Genomic DNA, 17,552 nt, shown 5'->3' on the forward strand with positions numbered 1-17,552 from the left:
CGCTACCGCGCGTCCATCATGCCCTGACAGCTATCAATTTCATACTATCCGGGGATTTTCTCAAGGCAGTAGCCCAGGCCGCGCACGGTGGCGATGCGGATGGGGCCGCCCTCGATCTTCTTGCGCAGGCGGTGGATGTAGACCTCGATGGCGTTGTTGCTCACCTCTTCGCCCCACTCGCACAGGCGCTCGACCAACTGTTCCTTGCTCACCAGGCGACCGGCGCGTTGCAGCAGCACCTCCAAGAGGCCCAGCTCGCGCGCCGACAGCTCGATCATCTTGCCGTCAATGGTGGCCACGCGGCCTGCCTGGTCGTACACCAGCGGCCCGTGCTTGATGGAGCTGCTGGTGCCGCCCATGCCCCGGCGCGTGAGTGCGCGCACGCGGGCTTCCAGCTCCTGCAGGCTGAAGGGCTTGGCCATGTAGTCGTCGGCGCCAAAGTCCAGGCCTTTCACGCGCTCTTCGACGCTGTCGGCGGCGGTGAGGATGAGCACGGGCAGGGCCGAGCCCCGGCTGCGCAGTTTTTTGAGCACTTCCAGCCCATGCATCTTGGGCAGACCCAGGTCCAGGATGAGCAGGTCGAACTCGTTGTTGGTCATGAGGGCCGCATCGGCCTCGGTGCCGCTGGCGACATGGTCCACCACGGCGCCCGAGGCACGCAGGGTGCGCAGCAGGCCATCGGCCAGCACCTGGTCGTCTTCGGCAATGAGGATGCGCATGCGGACTGTCTCCTTGGGTGATTCGGCCCGTGGTCGGGCCTGTGTTGTCATTGTCTGCCTGTGCGAGGATTTTAGGGCGCCCAAGGCGCCAGCGCCCTGTCCGGCGCCTTTGGCTGCCTGCAAGCTTGGGGCACGGAAAATGGCGGCCATGCACATCCTGCTCATCGAAGACGACCTGGACCTGGGCCAGGCCCTGCTGCAAGCCCTGCAGCAGGGCGGCTTTACCGTGCAGTGGCTGCGCAGCGCAGCCGCTACGCCGCCCCTGCCCGACGCCAACGAGGTCGCCGCCGTGCTGCTGGACCTGACCCTGCCCGACGGACAGGGCATGGCGCTGCTGCGCCGCTGGCGCCGCGCGGGCCTCAGCCTGCCGGTGATCGTGATCACGGCCCGCACGGCGCTGCAGGACCGGCTCGACGGCCTGGATGGCGGCGCCGACGACTATGTGCTCAAGCCCTTTGACGTACCGGAGCTGCTGTCGCGCCTGCATGCCGTGCTGCGGCGCAGCGCGCGTCAGGCCAGCGAGGAGTGGACGCTGGGCGCGCTGCGCCTGGCGCCCCGGCGGCATGAAGCCTGGCGGGACGGCGAGCCCCTGTCCCTGTCGCCGCGCGAGTTCCGGCTGCTGGTGGAGCTGGCACGCGAACCCGGCAAGGTGGTGGCCAAGAACGTGCTCGCCCAGCGGCTCGAACCCCTGGGCGATGCGCTGGACGCCGCCACGCTGGAGGTGCATGTGTCCAACCTGCGCAAGAAGATCGGCGCCGAGCGCGTGGTCACGGTGCGCGGCGTGGGCTACCGGTTGCAGCCATGACACCACAGTCCCCCACCCCCGCGCCCCGGCACAGCTGGTGGGGCCCCAGCCTCATGCGCCGCACCCTGCTGGCGCTGCTCGCGGCCATGGCGTTGGTGTGGCTGGTGCTTCTGGGCCAGGCGGCCATCACCCACTACCGCGCCATGGACACCAACCCCGGCGTGCGCCAGCTCGCGCAGGGGCTGGCAGGGGCGCTGGCCACGCTGGACCAGCCCGCCGAGGCCCGCGCGCTGGTGCACGGCATGGCCCACACCCTCAACGCCATGCGCGCCGATGTGGACCTGCTGCAGGGCACCTCGGTGCTGCTGCAGCTGCAGGACCGCACAGGCCAGCTGCTGCACAGCAGCACGGCCGGTGTGCACGCGGTGGTGCTGGCGGGCGACGCAGGCCATGCCGCGATGGACGTGGCCGGCACACCCCATTGGGTGGCGTGGGAAAGCACCGGCCCCTGGCGCGTGGTGGTGGCCGAGCCCCGCCTGGCCGATGCGCGGCTGCTGGGCTTCATGGGCGAAGACCTGGCGGCGTCGGTGCTGCTGGCGCTGCCGCTGGTGGGCCTGCCGCTGTGGCTGGCCGTGCGCACGGGGCTGCGCCCGCTGGCGCGGCTGGATGCCCAGATCGCCGCCCGCTCGGCCCACGACCTGCGGCCGCTGCAGCACCTGCCGCCCCAGCGCGAGCTGCACGGCCTGGCCCAGTCGTTCGACCAGCTGCTGGCCCGCCTGCGCGCCCACCTGGCGCGCGAAAAGGCGCTGGTGCATGACGCGGCCCACGAGCTGCGCACGCCCATGGCCGTCATCGCCACCCAGGCCCATGTGCTGGCGCAAGCCCCCGAAGGTCCCGCACGCGCGCAGGCCAGCGAGGCGCTGAAGCGCGCCGTGCAGCGCGCCGCGCACCTGAGCGAACAGCTGCTCACGCTGGCGGCACTGGAAGAAGCCCCCGCGCTGCACCCCACCGCGCCCCAGGACCTGATGGCGCTGCTGCAGGACTGCCTGGCCGAGCGCGCGGACTGGGCCGAGGGCCTGGGCGTGGAGCTGTCGCTCGATGGCCCGGACACGCTGGAGCTGCCGTTGGACCGCCAGCTGCTCTGGTCTGCCCTGGGCAATGTGCTGGACAACGCGCTCAAGCACGGCTGCGGCCCGGGCGCGGGGCGCGAGGTGCAGTTGCGGGTGCGGCAGGAGGGCGGCGACGTGGTGGTCTGGATTGCCGACGACGGCCCGGGCATAGCGGCCGGTGAGCAAGACCGGGTGTTCGAGCGCTTCTGGCGCTCGCCACGCGCGCGCAGCAGCGGATCGGGCCTGGGGCTCACCATTGCGCAGCAGGCCATCGGCCACCTGGGTGGGCAGGTCCGCCTGGGGCCAGGGCTGCACGGGCGGGGCGTGGGCTTCACGCTGCGCTGGCCGGTGCCGGGCTGACAGCCGCACCCGGCAGCCCCCATTCCCCACACAGATCTTTGGGTTTGCCCAAGGTTGGCGTTTCAACAATCCCGGCATCTTCTTCACTTCACGAGATGCCATGAACCCTACCCGCCTTGTTACCCCGTCCACGGTGCGCAGCGCCCCCATTCTCTCGCGGCGCCACTGGCTGGCCGCTGCAGGCCTGTCCACGCTGGGCGGCGTGCTCACCGCCTGCGGTGGGGGCGACGACGACGGTCCCCACGAAGCCCACAAGCGGGTGCAGGCTCTGGCCCAAGGGCTGGTGAAGCAGGGCGTGGTGGGCGCAGCAGCCGGGTGGGCAGACCCGCGCCAGGTCCGCACAGCCGTCGCGGGGCTGCGCCGCCTGGGGGGCAATGCGCCCCTGGCCACGGGCGACCTGATGGCCATCGGCTCGAACACCAAGGCCATGACGGCCTGCGCGGCCGCGAGTGTGGTGGACCAGGGCCTGCTGCGCTGGGACAGCACGCTGGCCCAGACCTTGCCCGAGCTGGTGCAGAGCGCCCTGCCCGCCTACCAGCAGATCACGCTGCGCGACCTGCTGGACCACCGCGCCGGGGTGATGGGTTTTTCGGCCATCGAAGACGTGGAGCTGTTCGTCAATGCGGTGGGCCCCGAGGTGCTGGCGCGCTGGCAGCAACCTGCGCAGGCGGAGGCGTTCTTCCTGCAATGGCTGCTGCGCCAGCCGCCCGTTCGCGGGACGGGCGCGGACCCGGGCTTTGCCTACTCCAACGCAGGCTATGCGCTCGCGGCCCGCATGCTGCGCGCGGCCACGGGCTTGGCGTGGGCGGATCTGCTGCGCCAGCGTGTGGCCCAGCCTCTGGGTCTTTCGCTCTTCGTGGGAGAGCCAATGCGTGCTGGCAGCCAGCAGCCCTCCGGGCATGAAATCCTGGGCGGTCGGCTGCAGCCCCTGCCCCTGGTCGAGGCCCCGGAGCGGGTGTGGCTGGAGATCCTGGACCCCGCAGGCGCCGTGAGCCTGACGGTGGGGGAGGATGCGCGGTGGCTGCAGTGGCACTTGCGGGCGTTGCACGGGGATGCCACCCCTTTGCCGCGCAGCTACATGAAGGGCCTGCAGGACCTGGGGCACGCCCCCCCAGGCCGCTATGGCCTGGGTTGGCTGGTGCATGCGGCGTACGGCACCGGCTGGCTGCTACACAACGGCCAGGACGCAGGTTTTCAGGCCATGTCGGTGGTCGCACTCGATGGCTCGCGCGCGGGCCTGGCCCACAGCAACATCGCCACGGCGGACAGCATGGGCCTGCTCTACGACGGTGTCTCCACGCTGGTGGCCTGAGTCCACCGGCCCGCGCCGGGTGCTCAGCGCGGGTCGTGCGCCAGCAGCTTCTGCACCAGGGTTTTCAGGTCGGCCTGCAGGCGCGCCATGCCCTCGGGCACTTGCGCCAGCGTGCGCTCGTCCATGTAGAGCTTGCGGTTGATCTCGACTTGGATGCTGTGGCGGTGCTGCGCGGGGTGGCCGTAGCGGCGCACCAGCTCCACGCCCTTGTAGGGGTGGTTGTATTCCACGCTGTAGCCGCACGCGCGCAGGTGTTCGCAAATCAGCGCGGACAGTGCCGGGCTGGCCGTGCTGCCGTCGCGGTCGCCGATCACAAAGTCCGCATGCTCCAGCCCCGGAAATTCGGTGGCAAAGCGCCCGGCCACGGCGGGCATGGAGTGGCAGTTGAGGTGGATGCTGTAGCCATGGCGCGCATGGGCCGCGTCAATGGCCTGGGCCACGGCGGCGTGGTAGGGGCGCCAGCAGCGGTCGATGCGCGCACGCACCTCGGCCACGGTGAGCAAGCGGTTGTAGATGGGCTCGCCCTCGTCGGTGAACTTCCAGACCAGACCCTTGCCCAGGCGCACTTTGCTCAGCACCTTGGGGTCGGTGGAGATGGGGTCGGACCACTCACCATCGAGCAGGGAAGTGTCCAGCTCGGTGGTGTCGCGGTTGGCATCGAGGTAGATGCGGGGGAAGTGGGCCTCGACCCAGGCCACCCCCATCGCCGGGGCAAAGGCGTAGATCTTCTCGACATGCGTGTCTTCGGCGCGGCGCAGCGTGGGCAGGTCGCAGGCGGAGCCGAAGTCGGCCGGGTACTGCGTGCCGCTGTGGGGCGAGTCGAGCACCAGCGGGGTGCCGCCGGGCAGGGCCGTGACCATGCCGGTGGCGCTGGGGGCTGTTGCCAGGCCAGGCGAGCCGGTGACGCCGGGCTGGGCTTGCAGAAAACGGTGGTGGATCAGTTTCAAGGCTGCATGCATAGGCAGAGTGTGCGCAAAGTGGGGCGGCTGGCCTAGCCACCCAGACCGGTTTGAAGCCATGGTTATCCCGCAGGAAACACGGCGTCCGGCTCACGGCCGGGCAGGGAGCCCCTGCCCATGGGGCGGCCTTGAACCTGGGGAACAAGGCCTGCCCGGATCAGTCGAGGGCGATCTTGGCGTAGGCTGCCACGCGCTTCATCTTGTCGATTTCGCTGGCAATCTGGGCTGTGAAGTCCTTGGGTGTGGTGCCCGAGGGGTACAGGCCCTGGCCCGCCAGCCGCTCGCGCACGGCGGGCTCCTTCAGGGCCTGGGCCACGGCCTGCTGGATGCGGTCCACCGCCGCAGCGGGCGTGGCGGCGGGGGCCACCAGGCCAAACCACGAGGGTTCGTTGGCCTGCTTGTAGCCCAGCTCGGCATAGGTGGGCACCTCGGGCAGCACGTCCAGGCGCTCGGGCCAGGACACGGCCAGCGCCTTGAGCTTGCCCGACTTGACGTGGGGCAGCGACGACGCCACCTGGTCGAAATACACCGCCACCTGGCCTGCCAGCACGTCGTTGACGGCCGGGCCCGCGCCCCGGTAGGGGATGTGCACCATCGAGGTGCCGGTGCTGCTCTTGAACAGCTCGCCCCACATGTGGCCGATGGTGCCATTGCCGGGCGTGGCGTACGAGACCTTGCCGGGATTGGCCTTGAGGTACTTGACCAGCTCGGCAAAGTCCTTGACCGGCAACACAGCGGGGTTGATGACGATCACGCCCGGGGCCTTCACGATCTCGGTCACGCCCACAAAGTCCTTGGTGGGGTGGTAGGGCAGCTTGCTGTACACGGCGGGGTTCACGCCGTGGGTGGAGAGCGTGGCCACGCCAATGGTGAGGCCATCGGCCGGGGCCCGCGCCACCTCGGCCATGCCGATGGAGCCACCTGCTCCGCCCCGGTTGTCCAGCACCACGGGCTGCTTGAGGATGCGGGCCAGCGACTCCTGCAGGCTGCGGGCCGTGATGTCGGTCGCGCCCCCGGGCGGGAAGGGCACGACCAGGCGCAGCGGCTTGCCCTCTTGCGCCAATGACATTCCAGGAACGAAAGATACGGCAGCCATGGCAGACAGCAGATGACGGCGTTGCATGAAAACTTCTCCTATGAATGGGGTTGAGGTTAATGGAATCGATGGGCTCTACCAAGCAATGGATGTGCCTGATAACATTCCCATTTGGAATGATTTGATTACTTACGATGTCATCCCTGCGCCGCCTCTCGCCGCCCTTGCACCTGCTGCGGGCGTTCTCGACCGTCACTCGGTTTGGCGGCGTGTCGCGCGCGGCCGAGTCGCTGCACCTTACGCAAAGCGCGGTGAGCAAACAGGTCAAGGAGCTGGAGGGCTGGGTGGGCGTGCCGCTGTTCGAGCGCAGCCGCAAACGCCTGGCGCTGACCCCGGCGGGCGAGCGCTACGAGAAGGCCGTGCGCGCGGTGCTGGCGCAGCTGGAGGCCGCCACGCTGGAGCTGATCACCAGCGACGACGGCGGGGGCGCGCTGCACCTGTCCAGCCTGCCCACATTTGCCGCCAAGTGGCTCATTCCGCGCCTGCCGCAGTTCCAGCAGCAGCACCCGCAGGTCACGCTGCATTTCGTGCCGTATGTGCACAGCTACAACTTCGACCGGCCCGAGCTGGACTGCGCCATCCTGTTCGGTGACGGCCACTGGCCGGGCGCCCACGCGCACTACATCACGGGCAATGACGTGGCCCTGATTGCGCCGCGCACCAAGGTGGCCGACTGGCCCATCCGCACCCCGCGCGAAGTGGCAGGCCACACCCTGCTGCGCCACGTGACCGTGCCCGAGGCCTGGCTGCGCTGGAGCGAGACCCATGGCGTGGCGGGCCACCTGGACCCACTGGGCGGCCCGCAATTCGACCAGTTCCAGACCATGATCCGCGCCGTGATGGCGGGCATGGGGCTGGCGCTGGTGCCGCGCTGCCTGGTACAGGACGAGATCACCGCCGGGCTGGTGCGCGAGCCGCTGGCCGATGTGCCGCTGCGCGGCGGCTACCCCAGCGACGTGGGCTACTGGCTGTGCTATCCCGAGGGGCGCACGCAGTTGCACGCGCTGCAGTGTTTTCGGCAGTGGCTGCTGGCCTGCGCGCAGCCAGTGGCGGCGGGCGAGGGCGCCAGCCCCCCTCAGCCTGCGGCGGCCCCGCCCGCGTAGGCCTCCAGCCCGATCGCCACCACCGTGGCCACGTCACGCCCCACCTCTTCGCGGAACTCGGCCTCGGCATGGGCCACTGCGTCCTGAAAGGCCTGCAGCCAGGCCAGCCCCACGGGCGTGAAACACACACGGCGCGCGCGGGCGTCCAGCGGATCGGCCTCGCGCGTGACCAGGCCCCAGGCCTCGCACTGGTCCACCAGGTTGGCCATGGCCTGCTTGGTCATGCCTGCGCGTTGGGCCAGGTCGGTCAGCCGGTCGCCCTGCAAGGCCAGATGGCGCGTGATGTGCACATGGGCAGCACTGACCTGGTCGCGCGCCGCCAAGTTGGACAGGGCCAGCGGCACCTCCACGTTGTGCGCCATGAGCTGCAGCACCCGCGCATCGAAGCGACGCATCGCATGGCCCAGCAGGCGGCCCAGATGGGTTTGGCGCCAGCCGTCCTGGGCGGGCGCCGTGGGGGAAATTTCAGGCATGGCGAATTGTCAGGCAAACTGACCAAATTACGCTTGAATGCATTCCAACAGCTCGCATAAACTACTGTTCAAGCATCCAGCCTGTAATTAATTGCAGAACGATGCAAACACCCAACCCGTTGTTTCTCAAGGAGTTTTCTCATGGACGTCGCAGTCAAAGGCACCAACCCCGCATTGCCCGTGAACACCGAAAAGGCCAAGGCCCTGGCCGCCGCGCTCGCCCAGATCGAGAAGCAATTTGGCAAGGGCACCATCATGCGCCTGGGCGAAGGCGAGGTGATCGAGGACATCCAGGTGGTCTCCACCGGCTCCCTGGGCCTGGACATTGCACTGGGCGTGGGCGGCCTGCCGCGCGGCCGCGTGGTCGAGATCTACGGACCGGAATCCTCGGGCAAGACCACGCTCACGCTGCAGGTGGTGGCCGAGATGCAAAAGCAGGGCGGCACCTGCGCGTTTGTCGATGCCGAGCACGCCCTCGACGTGCAATATGCCCAGAAGCTGGGCGTGCAGCTGTCCGACCTGCTGATCAGCCAGCCCGACACGGGTGAGCAAGCGCTCGAAATCGTGGACAGCCTGGTGCGCTCGGGCGCCGTGGACCTGATCATCGTGGACTCGGTGGCAGCCCTCACCCCCAAGGCCGAAATCGAAGGCGAGATGGGCGATGCCCTGCCCGGTCTGCAGGCCCGCCTGATGAGCCAGGCGCTGCGCAAGCTCACGGCCACGATCAAGAAGACCAACTGCATGGTCATCTTCATCAACCAGATCCGCATGAAGATCGGCGTGATGTTCGGCAGCCCCGAAACCACCACCGGCGGCAATGCGCTCAAGTTCTACGCCTCGGTGCGCCTCGATATCCGCCGCACCGGCACCATCAAGAAGGGCGACGAAGCCATCGGCAACGAGACCAAGGTCAAGGTGGTCAAGAACAAGGTGAGCCCGCCCTTCAAGACGGCCGAGTTCGACATCCTGTTCGGCGAGGGCATCAGCCGCGAAGGCGAGATCATCGACATGGGCGTGACGGCCAAGATCGTGGAAAAGAGCGGCGCCTGGTACGCCTACAACGGCGAGAAGATCGGCCAGGGCCGAGACAACGCCCGCGAGTTTTTGCGTGAGAACCCGGACCTGGCCCGTGAAATCGAAAACAAGGTCCGCGAAGGTTTGGGCATCGCGCTGCTGCCCGCCGCATTGGCGCAAGCCGGCGCAGCCGACGCCGCAGACGAGGCCTAAGCCCAGCACAACTGCCGCGCCACCGCAGCAAGGCCCGCGAGGGCTTTGCCGTGGCCAGACAGGTAAGCAGGCCTCCAAAATTTGAACAAAATTGGCCGTTTGCGCGCGATAGCACAGCCTTTTTTGCTATGAAATTTGATAAATCACACCCACCATGGGCTTCACCACGCTGTCACTCAAAGGACGCGCACTGCGACTGCTGAGCCAGCGCGAACACTCGCGCGCTGAGCTGCTGCGCAAGCTGGCCCCGCATGTGCAAGAGGGCGATGACCTCGGCGCCTTGCTCGACGACCTGCAGGCACGCGATTTCATCAGCGAGGCGCGGGTGGTGGAGTCGGTGCTGCATCGCCGCGCGGGCCGACTGGGGGCAGCGCGCATACGGCAAGAATTGCAGTCCAAAGGGCTGGGGGCCGAGGTGGTGCAGGACGCCGTGGCCCAGTTGCAGGGCAGCGAACTGGAGCGTGCCCGCGAGGTGTGGCGCCGCAAGTTTGGCGAACCCACTACAGACCCGCAATCCCGCGCCAAACACATGCGCTTTTTACTGGCGCGGGGATTTTCTGGTGATGTGGTGCGGCGCGTGGTGCAAGGCGCCGACGGGTCTGACGAAATCTGAGCAGATCACCCACCAGCGGGGCATGGCCCCCACGTGCTGGTTGATGCGCCGGGGTGGTTAGACGCCCAGCATCAGCTGCAGGTTCTGCACCGCAGCACCACTGGCGCCCTTGCCCAGGTTGTCCAGGCGCGCAATGACCACGGCCTGCCGGTATTGTTCGTTGGCAAACACGCGCAGTTCCAGCTTGTTGGTGTCGGTCAGTGTGTCGGCGGCCAGCTTCAAATCATCGGTGGGTGGCAGCACGCTCACCCACTGTTCGGGCGTGTTGGTGCGGCCGTAGTGGCTGGCCAGAGCGTCGTGCAGATCGCTGGCCTTGGGGGCGCCGGGCAGCAGGTCCAGGTGCAGCGGCAACTGCACCAGCATGCCCTGGCGGAAGTTGCCCACGGCAGGGATGAACACCGGGCGGCGTGTGAGGCCGGTGTAGCGCAGGATCTCGGGGATGTGCTTGTGCGCCAGGCCCAGCGCATACGCCTCGTAAGGCGCTGCGGTACCTGCCTCGTAGGCTTCGATCATCGTGCGGCCACCGCCGGAGTAGCCCGACACCGAGGGCAGGCTCAAGGGGTAGTCGGCAGGGATCAGGCCCGCATCGACCAGCGGGCGCAGGGTGGCAATGGCGCCCGTGGCATAGCAGCCGGGGTTGGAGACGCGGGTGGCATCGCGCACCGCCTGTGTCTGTGATGCCGCCAGCTCTGGAAACCCATACACCCAGCCGTCGGCCGTGCGGTGGGCCGTGCTGGCGTCAATCACCTTGACCTTGCGGCCCGCGCTGCGCTCGATCTCATCCACCATCGCCACGGTGTCGCGCGCAGCATCGTCGTGCAGGCACAGCACCACCAGATCCACGCCCGCGATCAGGTCGCGCTTGGCAGCCGGGTCCTTGCGCAACTCGGGCGCAATGCTGACCAATTCGATCTGCGGCATGGCCTGCAAACGTTCACGAATCTGCAGGCCCGTGGTGCCGGCTTCGCCATCGATAAAGACTTTGGACATGGGGTGTTCCTTCGTGTGCAACAACGGGCTGCGGCCCGATGGTAAGGGGATGTACGTACTAGGCACATGGGATGGTGCGTTGCAACATGATACAGTCGCTGGTTGCCATGTCCCAAGCCCGCGGCCAGACATCTGATCATGGCAAACGGGTAAATACCACCCTTCCCTGAGAGAGACCTCATGAAGATTCACGAATACCAAGGCAAGGAAATCTTGCGCAATTTTGGTGTGCCCGTTCCGCGTGGCATTCCCGCATTCACGGTACAAGAAGCCGTGGAAGCAGCCCAGAAGCTCGGCGGCCCCGTGTGGGTCGTGAAGGCCCAGATCCACGCCGGTGGCCGTGGCAAGGGTGGCGGCGTGAAGGTTGCCAAGACCATTGACGACGTGAAAGCACGCGCCAGCGACATCCTGGGCATGCAACTGGTCACGCACCAGACCGGCCCTGAAGGCCAGAAGGTCCGCCGCCTGTACATCGAAGACGGCGCCGACATCAAGAACGAACTGTATGTGTCGCTGGTCACCGACCGCGCCACGCAGAAGGTGGCCCTGATCGCTTCGAGCGAAGGCGGCATGGACATCGAGGAAGTGGCCCACTCCACGCCCGAGAAGATCATCACCGAGATGATCGACCCCATCGCTGGCATCACCGAAGCGCAAAGCCGCAAAGTGGCCGCCGCCATTGGCCTGACTGGTGCTTCCGTTGACCAAGCCGTGGACATCTTCGCGAAGATCTACAAGTGCTACATGGAAACCGACGCGTCGCTGGTGGAAATCAACCCGCTGAACTGCGACTCCAAGGGCAACCTGATGGCCCTGGACGCGAAGTTCAACTTTGACGCCAACGCGCTATTCCGCCACCCCGAAATCGTGGCCTTCCGCGATCTGGACGAAGAAGACCCTGCCGAAGTCGAAGCCTCCAAGTTCGACCTGGCCTACATCAGCCTGGATGGCAACATTGGCTGCCTGGTGAACGGCGCTGGCCTGGCCATGGCCACCATGGACACGATCAAGCTGTTCGGCGGCGAGCCTGCCAACTTCCTGGACGTGGGCGGCGGTGCCACCCCCGAGAAGGTCACCGAAGCCTTCAAGATCATGCTGAAGAACCCCAAGGTCGAAGGCATTCTGGTCAACATCTTCGGCGGCATCATGAAGTGCGACACCATCGCCACTGGCGTGATCACCGCTTGCAAGGCCGTGAACCTGAACGTGCCGCTGGTCGTGCGCATGAAGGGCACGAACGAAGAGCTGGGCAAGAAGATGCTGGCCGAGTCCGGCCTGCCCATCATCGCCGCAGACACCATGGCCGAAGCTGCGACCAAGATCGTTGCTGCCGTCAAGTAAGCCCGGAGAACACACATGTCGATCTACATCAACAAAGACACCAAGGTCATCACCCAGGGCATCACGGGCAAGACGGGCCAGTTCCACACCGAGAAGTGCCAGGAATACGCGAACGGCAAGAACGCCTTCGTGGCGGGCGTGAACCCCAAGAAGGCTGGCGAGTCCATCTTCAACATCCCGATCTACGCCTCCGTCAAGGAAGCCGCTCACCAGACCGGCGCCACCGTGTCGGTGATCTACGTGCCTCCAGCAGGCGCTGCTGCCGCGATCTGGGAAGCTGTGGAAGCCGACCTGGACCTGGCCATCTGCATCACCGAAGGCATCCCAGTGCGCGACATGCTGGAAGTGCGCAACAAGATGAAGGCTAAGGAAGCCGCCGGCGGCAAGAAGACCCTTCTGCTGGGCCCCAACTGCCCCGGCCTGATCACGCCTGAAGAAATCAAGATCGGCATCATGCCCGGTCACATCCACCGCAAGGGCCGTATCGGCGTGGTGAGCCGTTCGGGCACGCTGACGTACGAAGCCGTGGCCATGCTGACCGAAGTGGGCCTGGGCCAGTCGAGCGCCGTAGGCATTGGTGGCGACCCCATCAATGGCTTGAAGCACATCGACGTGATGAAGGCATTCAACGACGATCCAGACACCGATGCCGTGATCATGATCGGCGAAATCGGCGGTCCTGACGAAGCCGAAGCCGCCCAATGGTGCAAGGCCAACATGAAGAAGCCTATCGTGGGCTTCATCGCTGGCGTCACGGCGCCTCCCGGCAAGCGCATGGGCCACGCCGGCGCGCTGATCTCTGGCGGTGCCGACACGGCCGATGCCAAGCTGGCCATCATGGAAGAGTCGGGTTTCATCATCACCCGCAACCCTTCGGAACTGGGCAAGCTGCTCAAAGCCCAGCTCAAGTAAACCGCGTTTCGCCTGCAGCAACGGCCATGCGCACCGCGTGGCCCTGCCAGATGGGCGAATTTGCAGTGCCCCAAGCGCCCGGAACCCAGGTTCCGGGCGCTTTTTTATTCTCTTCGCCAGCTCGGGGGCTTCTCCCGGAGCCAGTGATCGCCGGCCTTGTGCCCCATCAAAGGCCCCCGCACGAATCACCAGGCGGCATACCCGTCTCGCACCGTGTGACAAAAATGGCACTTCCCCCATCCAGGATGGAGGCCCGCCCCCGACAAGAACGGCACGGGACGAAGGGCCATCGCCTGCTTTGCTGCTGAAATTCGCCTGAATCTACCTCTCACGACCTGGGCGCGGTTATTGCTTGAAACGCCACTCAATACCTGAGCGGAACAACAGCAAGTGGGCAGAAAATCCTCGGCACGACGGCTTGACATATGGCGTACCGACGGCTTTTGGAGCGCATTGGCGGGACTGGCGGTCGTGGCCTTGTGCGCCGTTGCCGGTGTCTCGCAACGACTGGACCTTGTGCTGTACGACGCGGCGACCCGCGTCTCCGCCCCAGCCCCTCTGCCTGAAATCGCCGTCGTCAACATCGACGGCGCGAGCCTGTCGGCACTGGGCCCCTGGCCCTGGTCCCGCGACACCCATGCCCGGCTGGTCGATCAACTGGCTGCCAGCGGGGCCAAGACCATTGTTCTCACTACCGACTTCACAGAGTCACAAAGCGACCAGGGCCTGGGCCATGTGCGCAAGATCAGGGAAGTGCTGGCAGCCTCCGGGGACACCGGCCCGCTGGCCACCGAACTCGGCCGCCTTGCCGCAGAAGCCGACCGGGCGCTCGACACGGACACACGCCTGGCCGGTGCCATGCAGCGCGCGGGCAATGTGCTCCTGGCTTCGCGTTATGCACTCACGGGCACGCCTGCAGCGCTTCCGTCCTATGTGCGCCGCAGCGCGCTGCCCGACCCAGGCGCCTACGCCAGCCCCGTCCAGGCAGCGCAGCACCCGATGGGCGCACTTGGAACATCGGCCGCTGCCGTGGGCCACCTGTTTTCGGAGGCCGACGACGACGGCAAAATTCGGCGCGCGCCCCTGCTCTTGCGGTACGACAACGCCGGGATTCCTGCATTGGCCCTGCTCGCCGCCCAGCACAGCCTCCACCTGGGGATGAGCGATTTGAGCACCCAGGAGGTGCCTCCTGGTCTGCGCCTGGGTGGCCTGTACATACCGACGGATGCCACTGCGGTGATGCGCCCTCGGATACAGACAGCGGCGGGCGACGCCCCGGCGTTCCCAACCCATTCCTTTGCCAGCGTGCTTGACGGCAAAACACCCGCTGGCAACTTCAAAGACAAGATCGTGCTGGTGGGGAGCACTTCCGATGTGCTTGCAGGGAAGCTTATTCCACCGGAGCGACTGGGCCCGCAGCACCCTGTTGACGCGCTCGCCCACACCATTTCCTCCATCCGGCTGGGTCTCGGCGTGCAAGAGCCTGGCTGGGCCGCCTGGACCTCCGGGTTGGCTGCGGCAGCAGCGCTGGCGTACGTGGTGCTGCTCGCCCACCGCTGCCGCCCCCCCATCGCACTGGGTATTGGCGCGGCGCTGGTGCTGGCCTTCGTAGCTGTCGAGTGGGTGTTGCTGCGCTATGCGGGCCTGTGGGTGGCGCTGACACTGCCCGCCTTGGGGCTCGCCGCTGGGGTGGCTGCTGGCGTGCTACTCGGGTTGAGAAACGGTCAGGGCCGCCCACATTCGACGGAGGCCGCAGAGGCGGACCGGATGATGGGCCTGGCGCTGCACGGGCAGGGCCAACTGGACATGGCGTTCGAGCGGCTGCGCAAAGTCCCTGCAAGCGACGCTCTGCTGGACAACCTGTACCACCTGGCCGAGGACTTTGAGCGCAAGCGCAACTTCGCCAAAGCCAAAGCCGTCTATGAACACATCCTGCGGCACAACAAGCAGTACAAAGACACCCGCAGCCGCTACAAACGGGCACGCGCCAAGGCCGACCGCAGCGGCCCCAGCAGCCAGCCCGCGTCCGTGCCTCCCATTAGTGGCGGTGGTGCCGCCAGCCCACGGCTGCCTGGTGACGCCACGCTGGGCATGCCCATGCTGGGGCGCTACCAGATCGACCGGGAAATCGGCAAAGGGGCCATGGGCATCGTTTACCTGGGCCGGGATCCCAAGATCGGGCGCGTGGTGGCCATCAAAACACTGGCCCTGGGCCAGGAGTTCGAGGGCGATGCGCTGATTGATGCACGGGCCCGGTTCTTCCGCGAGGCCGAGACGGCAGGGCGCCTGCAACACCCGCACATCGTGACCATCTTCGATGCGGGCGAAGAGCATGACCTGGCCTACATCGCCATGGAATTCCTCAAAGGCCGGGACCTGGCCTATGCCTGCGCAAAGGAGCACCTGCTGCCCGTGCCCACGGTGCTGTCGATTGCCGCCTGCGTGGCGGATGCGCTGGACTATGCCCATGCCCACCATGTGGTGCACCGCGACATCAAGCCCGCCAACATCATGTACGACAGCGCCACCCATGCGGTGAAGGTGACGGACTTTGGCATTGCACGCATCACCGACTCCAGCAAGACCCGCACAGGGCTGGTGCTGGGCACCCCCAGCTTCATGTCTCCCGAACAGCTCGCCGGGAAGAAGGTGGATGGCCGGTCGGACCTGTATTCGCTGGGCATCTCGCTGTTCCAGCTACTGACGGGCACCCTTCCTCTGCGCGGCGCCTCCATGACGGAGTTGATGCACAAGATCGCCAGCGTGGATGCGCCTGATATCCGCGAATTGCGCCCCGACCTCTCCCCCGCCATTGCCAGGGTAGTGGCGCTGGCGCTGCAAAAGCGCCCTGAAGCACGCTATCAGACAGGCCGCCAGTGTGCCGCCGATCTGCGGCAGGCTGCCGCCGGAACAGCTGGCGCCCATGGCCTGCCCACGCCCGAAACAGTGGTCTATGATGCGGACCGCGATGCAACAGGGCATGAGATGACGGATTTTCAGGAAACCGTGATGGATCCCCCCGCTGTGCGGGGAGCGTCAGCCCCGCCCGTTTCAGGCGCCCCATGACGCTAGCCCACACATCCATGACCTATGAATTTTTCGCACGGACCGACAAGGGCCGGGTGCGCAGCAACAACGAAGATGCGGTGGCGGTCGATCGCGAAGCGCAGGTCGCCATACTTGCCGACGGGATGGGCGGCTACAACGCAGGCGAGGTGGCCAGCGGCATGGCCACTACCTTCATCCGTACCGAGATGGCCCGCTGGCTGGCCCAGGCAGGCACCACCCCACAGTCCACCGATGTGCGCCGCGCACTGGAAATCTGCGTGGAAAACGCCAATCACGCCATCCTGGGTGCATCGCTGTCGAACCCCCAATACGCCGGTATGGGCACCACCCTGGTGGTGGCCGTGTTCCACGGCAGCCGCCTGATCCTTGGGCACATCGGCGATTCGCGGTGCTATAGGCTGCGGGATGGCACGTTGCAGCAAATTACGCGGGACCATTCGTGGCTGCAGGAACAGATCGATGCGGGCCTGCTCACGGCCCAACAGGCGGCACAGTCCTCCAACCGCAACCTGGTGACCCGCGCTCTGGGCGTGGAGCCCAACGTCATGATGGAGGTCAACGAGTTCCAGGTGGCCGCCAACGACCTCTTTCTTTTGTGTTCGGACGGGCTCACTGACATGGTGACCGATGCCGATCTCGCGGAAATGGTGCGAGCGCCACTCGCCCTGGAAGAAAAAGCCACATTGCTCATCGACACAGCCAACGCGAACGGCGGCCGTGATAACGTGAGCGTGCTGCTGGTGCAGGCCGCTGCGGGAGGCAAGAAGCGCGGCCTTATGTCCCGATTGCTAGGGGCCGCTTGAATGGCCCAAACCACAACAATTCATCACATCAGGAGTGGATCATGCCGAGAATGATCGTTTCAATCGACGGGGTCGTCATCAAGGAAGTGCAACTGACCAAGGAGCGGACCACGCTCGGCCGACGCCCGTACAACGACATCGTGATCGACAACCTTGCCGTGAGCGGTGAGCATGCCGTGATCCACATGGCCGAACATGAGGTCGAGATCGAAGACCTGGGCAGCACCAACGGCACCTATGTGAATGCCAAAGCCGTTAAGCGCCAGGAGCTGCGCAACGGCGACACCATTGAAGTTGGCAAATACAAGATCCGCTTCCTGCAGGAAGCCGAAGGCCAGAACTTCGAGAAAACCATGATCTTCAAGCCGGGCATGGTTCCCCCCATGGGCGCGGCTGCGCGGCCGACCCCCACGGCGCCCGCCCCCATGCCCATCTCCGCAGTGATCCGCGTCATGTCGGGTGCAGCTGCCGGGCGCGAAGTGTCCCTGCAGAAGGTGGTGACGACCATCGGCAAACCTGGCGTTGCCGTGGCCTCCATCACCAAACGCCACCAGGGATTTGTGCTGGCCCACGTGGAGGGCCCCGAAACACCTCTGCTTAATGGCGCCTCGATCGGAACATCCCCCGTGCCTCTCAAGCATGGCGACCGGCTGGAACTGGCGGGCACCGAGATGCAATTCGAACAGGTCTGAGGGCTAGCGCTGGTGTGGAGCCTTCACGG

16 protein-coding genes are annotated in these 17,552 nt (G+C 66.4%); 11 read left to right on the forward strand and 5 right to left on the reverse strand.

The window, feature by feature from the left end; translation table 11 throughout:
* Nucleotides 1-44: 44 nt before the first annotated feature.
* Complete coding sequence (locus tag AvAM_RS23455) at nt 45-719, reverse strand: response regulator transcription factor (RefSeq protein ID WP_063459706.1); 675 nt, start codon at nt 717-719, stop codon at nt 45-47.
* Between the two features lie 148 nt (nt 720-867).
* Between AvAM_RS23455 and AvAM_RS23460 the strand changes: the two genes are divergently transcribed.
* The 3 genes from AvAM_RS23460 to AvAM_RS23470 all read left to right on the forward strand — a co-directional run bounded on the left by AvAM_RS23460 (nt 868) and on the right by AvAM_RS23470 (nt 4,245).
* Nucleotides 868-1,524 carry a response regulator gene (locus AvAM_RS23460; protein ID WP_137749313.1) on the forward strand — a complete coding sequence of 219 codons (657 nt, stop codon included), beginning with the start codon at nt 868-870 and terminating at the stop codon, nt 1,522-1,524.
* Nucleotides 1,521-2,933, forward strand: coding sequence for a HAMP domain-containing sensor histidine kinase (locus tag AvAM_RS23465; protein WP_249368342.1), 1,413 nt, complete (start codon nt 1,521-1,523; stop codon nt 2,931-2,933). The genes AvAM_RS23460 and AvAM_RS23465 overlap by 4 nt, the downstream gene beginning before the upstream one ends.
* A gap of 100 nt (nt 2,934-3,033) precedes the next feature.
* Nucleotides 3,034-4,245, forward strand: coding sequence for a serine hydrolase (locus AvAM_RS23470; protein ID WP_137749314.1), 1,212 nt, complete (start codon nt 3,034-3,036; stop codon nt 4,243-4,245).
* A gap of 23 nt (nt 4,246-4,268) precedes the next feature.
* Here the strand turns inward: AvAM_RS23470 and AvAM_RS23475 are convergent, their stop codons facing one another.
* Both AvAM_RS23475 and AvAM_RS23480 read right to left on the reverse strand, forming a co-directional pair.
* On the reverse strand, nt 4,269-5,204 hold the full coding sequence (locus AvAM_RS23475; RefSeq protein WP_137749315.1) for an N-formylglutamate amidohydrolase: 936 nt from the start codon (nt 5,202-5,204) through the stop codon (nt 4,269-4,271).
* A 157-nt stretch (nt 5,205-5,361) separates the two neighbouring features.
* Nucleotides 5,362-6,327 carry a tripartite tricarboxylate transporter substrate binding protein BugE gene (locus AvAM_RS23480; RefSeq protein ID WP_137749316.1) on the reverse strand — a complete coding sequence of 322 codons (966 nt, stop codon included), beginning with the start codon at nt 6,325-6,327 and terminating at the stop codon, nt 5,362-5,364.
* A gap of 107 nt (nt 6,328-6,434) precedes the next feature.
* On the opposite strand from AvAM_RS23480, the gene AvAM_RS23485 reads away from it, so the two are divergent.
* Nucleotides 6,435-7,403 (forward strand): LysR substrate-binding domain-containing protein, encoded by a 969-nt coding sequence (locus tag AvAM_RS23485; protein WP_137749317.1) that lies wholly within the window; start codon nt 6,435-6,437, stop codon nt 7,401-7,403.
* Here AvAM_RS23485 and AvAM_RS23490 read toward each other — a convergent pair.
* Nucleotides 7,376-7,876, reverse strand: coding sequence for a MarR family winged helix-turn-helix transcriptional regulator (locus AvAM_RS23490; RefSeq protein ID WP_137749318.1), 501 nt, complete (start codon nt 7,874-7,876; stop codon nt 7,376-7,378). The genes AvAM_RS23485 and AvAM_RS23490 overlap by 28 nt on opposite strands.
* A 141-nt stretch (nt 7,877-8,017) precedes the next feature.
* On the opposite strand from AvAM_RS23490, the gene recA reads away from it, so the two are divergent.
* Both recA and recX read left to right on the forward strand, forming a co-directional pair.
* Nucleotides 8,018-9,103: a recombinase RecA gene (recA, locus tag AvAM_RS23495; protein ID WP_137749319.1), complete on the forward strand. Its 1,086-nt coding sequence runs from the start codon at nt 8,018-8,020 to the stop codon at nt 9,101-9,103.
* Nucleotides 9,104-9,257: 154 nt separating this feature from the next.
* Nucleotides 9,258-9,716 (forward strand): recombination regulator RecX, encoded by a 459-nt coding sequence (gene recX, locus AvAM_RS23500; RefSeq protein ID WP_137749320.1) that lies wholly within the window; start codon nt 9,258-9,260, stop codon nt 9,714-9,716.
* Nucleotides 9,717-9,773: 57 nt separating this feature from the next.
* Here the strand turns inward: recX and argC are convergent, their stop codons facing one another.
* Nucleotides 9,774-10,706 (reverse strand): N-acetyl-gamma-glutamyl-phosphate reductase, encoded by a 933-nt coding sequence (gene argC, locus AvAM_RS23505; protein WP_137749321.1) that lies wholly within the window; start codon nt 10,704-10,706, stop codon nt 9,774-9,776.
* A gap of 180 nt (nt 10,707-10,886) precedes the next feature.
* Between argC and sucC the strand changes: the two genes are divergently transcribed.
* The 5 genes from sucC (at nt 10,887) to AvAM_RS23530 (ending at nt 17,523) form a co-directional block, all read left to right on the forward strand.
* The gene (gene sucC / locus AvAM_RS23510) at nt 10,887-12,047 is read left to right on the forward strand and encodes an ADP-forming succinate--CoA ligase subunit beta (RefSeq protein ID WP_137749322.1); all 1,161 of its coding nucleotides are present in this window, start codon (nt 10,887-10,889) and stop codon (nt 12,045-12,047) included.
* 15 nt (nt 12,048-12,062) lie between these two features.
* Nucleotides 12,063-12,959 carry a succinate--CoA ligase subunit alpha gene (gene sucD, locus AvAM_RS23515; protein ID WP_137749323.1) on the forward strand — a complete coding sequence of 299 codons (897 nt, stop codon included), beginning with the start codon at nt 12,063-12,065 and terminating at the stop codon, nt 12,957-12,959.
* Between the two features lie 471 nt (nt 12,960-13,430).
* Nucleotides 13,431-16,025: a CHASE2 domain-containing serine/threonine-protein kinase gene (locus AvAM_RS23520; RefSeq protein WP_249368370.1), complete on the forward strand. Its 2,595-nt coding sequence runs from the start codon at nt 13,431-13,433 to the stop codon at nt 16,023-16,025.
* Nucleotides 16,026-16,042: 17 nt separating this feature from the next.
* Nucleotides 16,043-16,831: a Stp1/IreP family PP2C-type Ser/Thr phosphatase gene (locus tag AvAM_RS23525; RefSeq protein WP_137749325.1), complete on the forward strand. Its 789-nt coding sequence runs from the start codon at nt 16,043-16,045 to the stop codon at nt 16,829-16,831.
* 41 nt (nt 16,832-16,872) lie between these two features.
* A complete protein-coding gene (locus tag AvAM_RS23530) occupies nt 16,873-17,523 on the forward strand; it encodes an FHA domain-containing protein (protein ID WP_137749326.1) in 651 nt (216 codons plus the stop codon).
* The last annotated feature ends 29 nt before the right edge of the window (nt 17,524-17,552 follow it).

It is taken from the genome of Acidovorax sp. NB1 (assembly GCF_005405905.1).
In the GTDB taxonomy this organism is placed as follows: domain Bacteria; phylum Pseudomonadota; class Gammaproteobacteria; order Burkholderiales; family Burkholderiaceae_C; genus Acidovorax.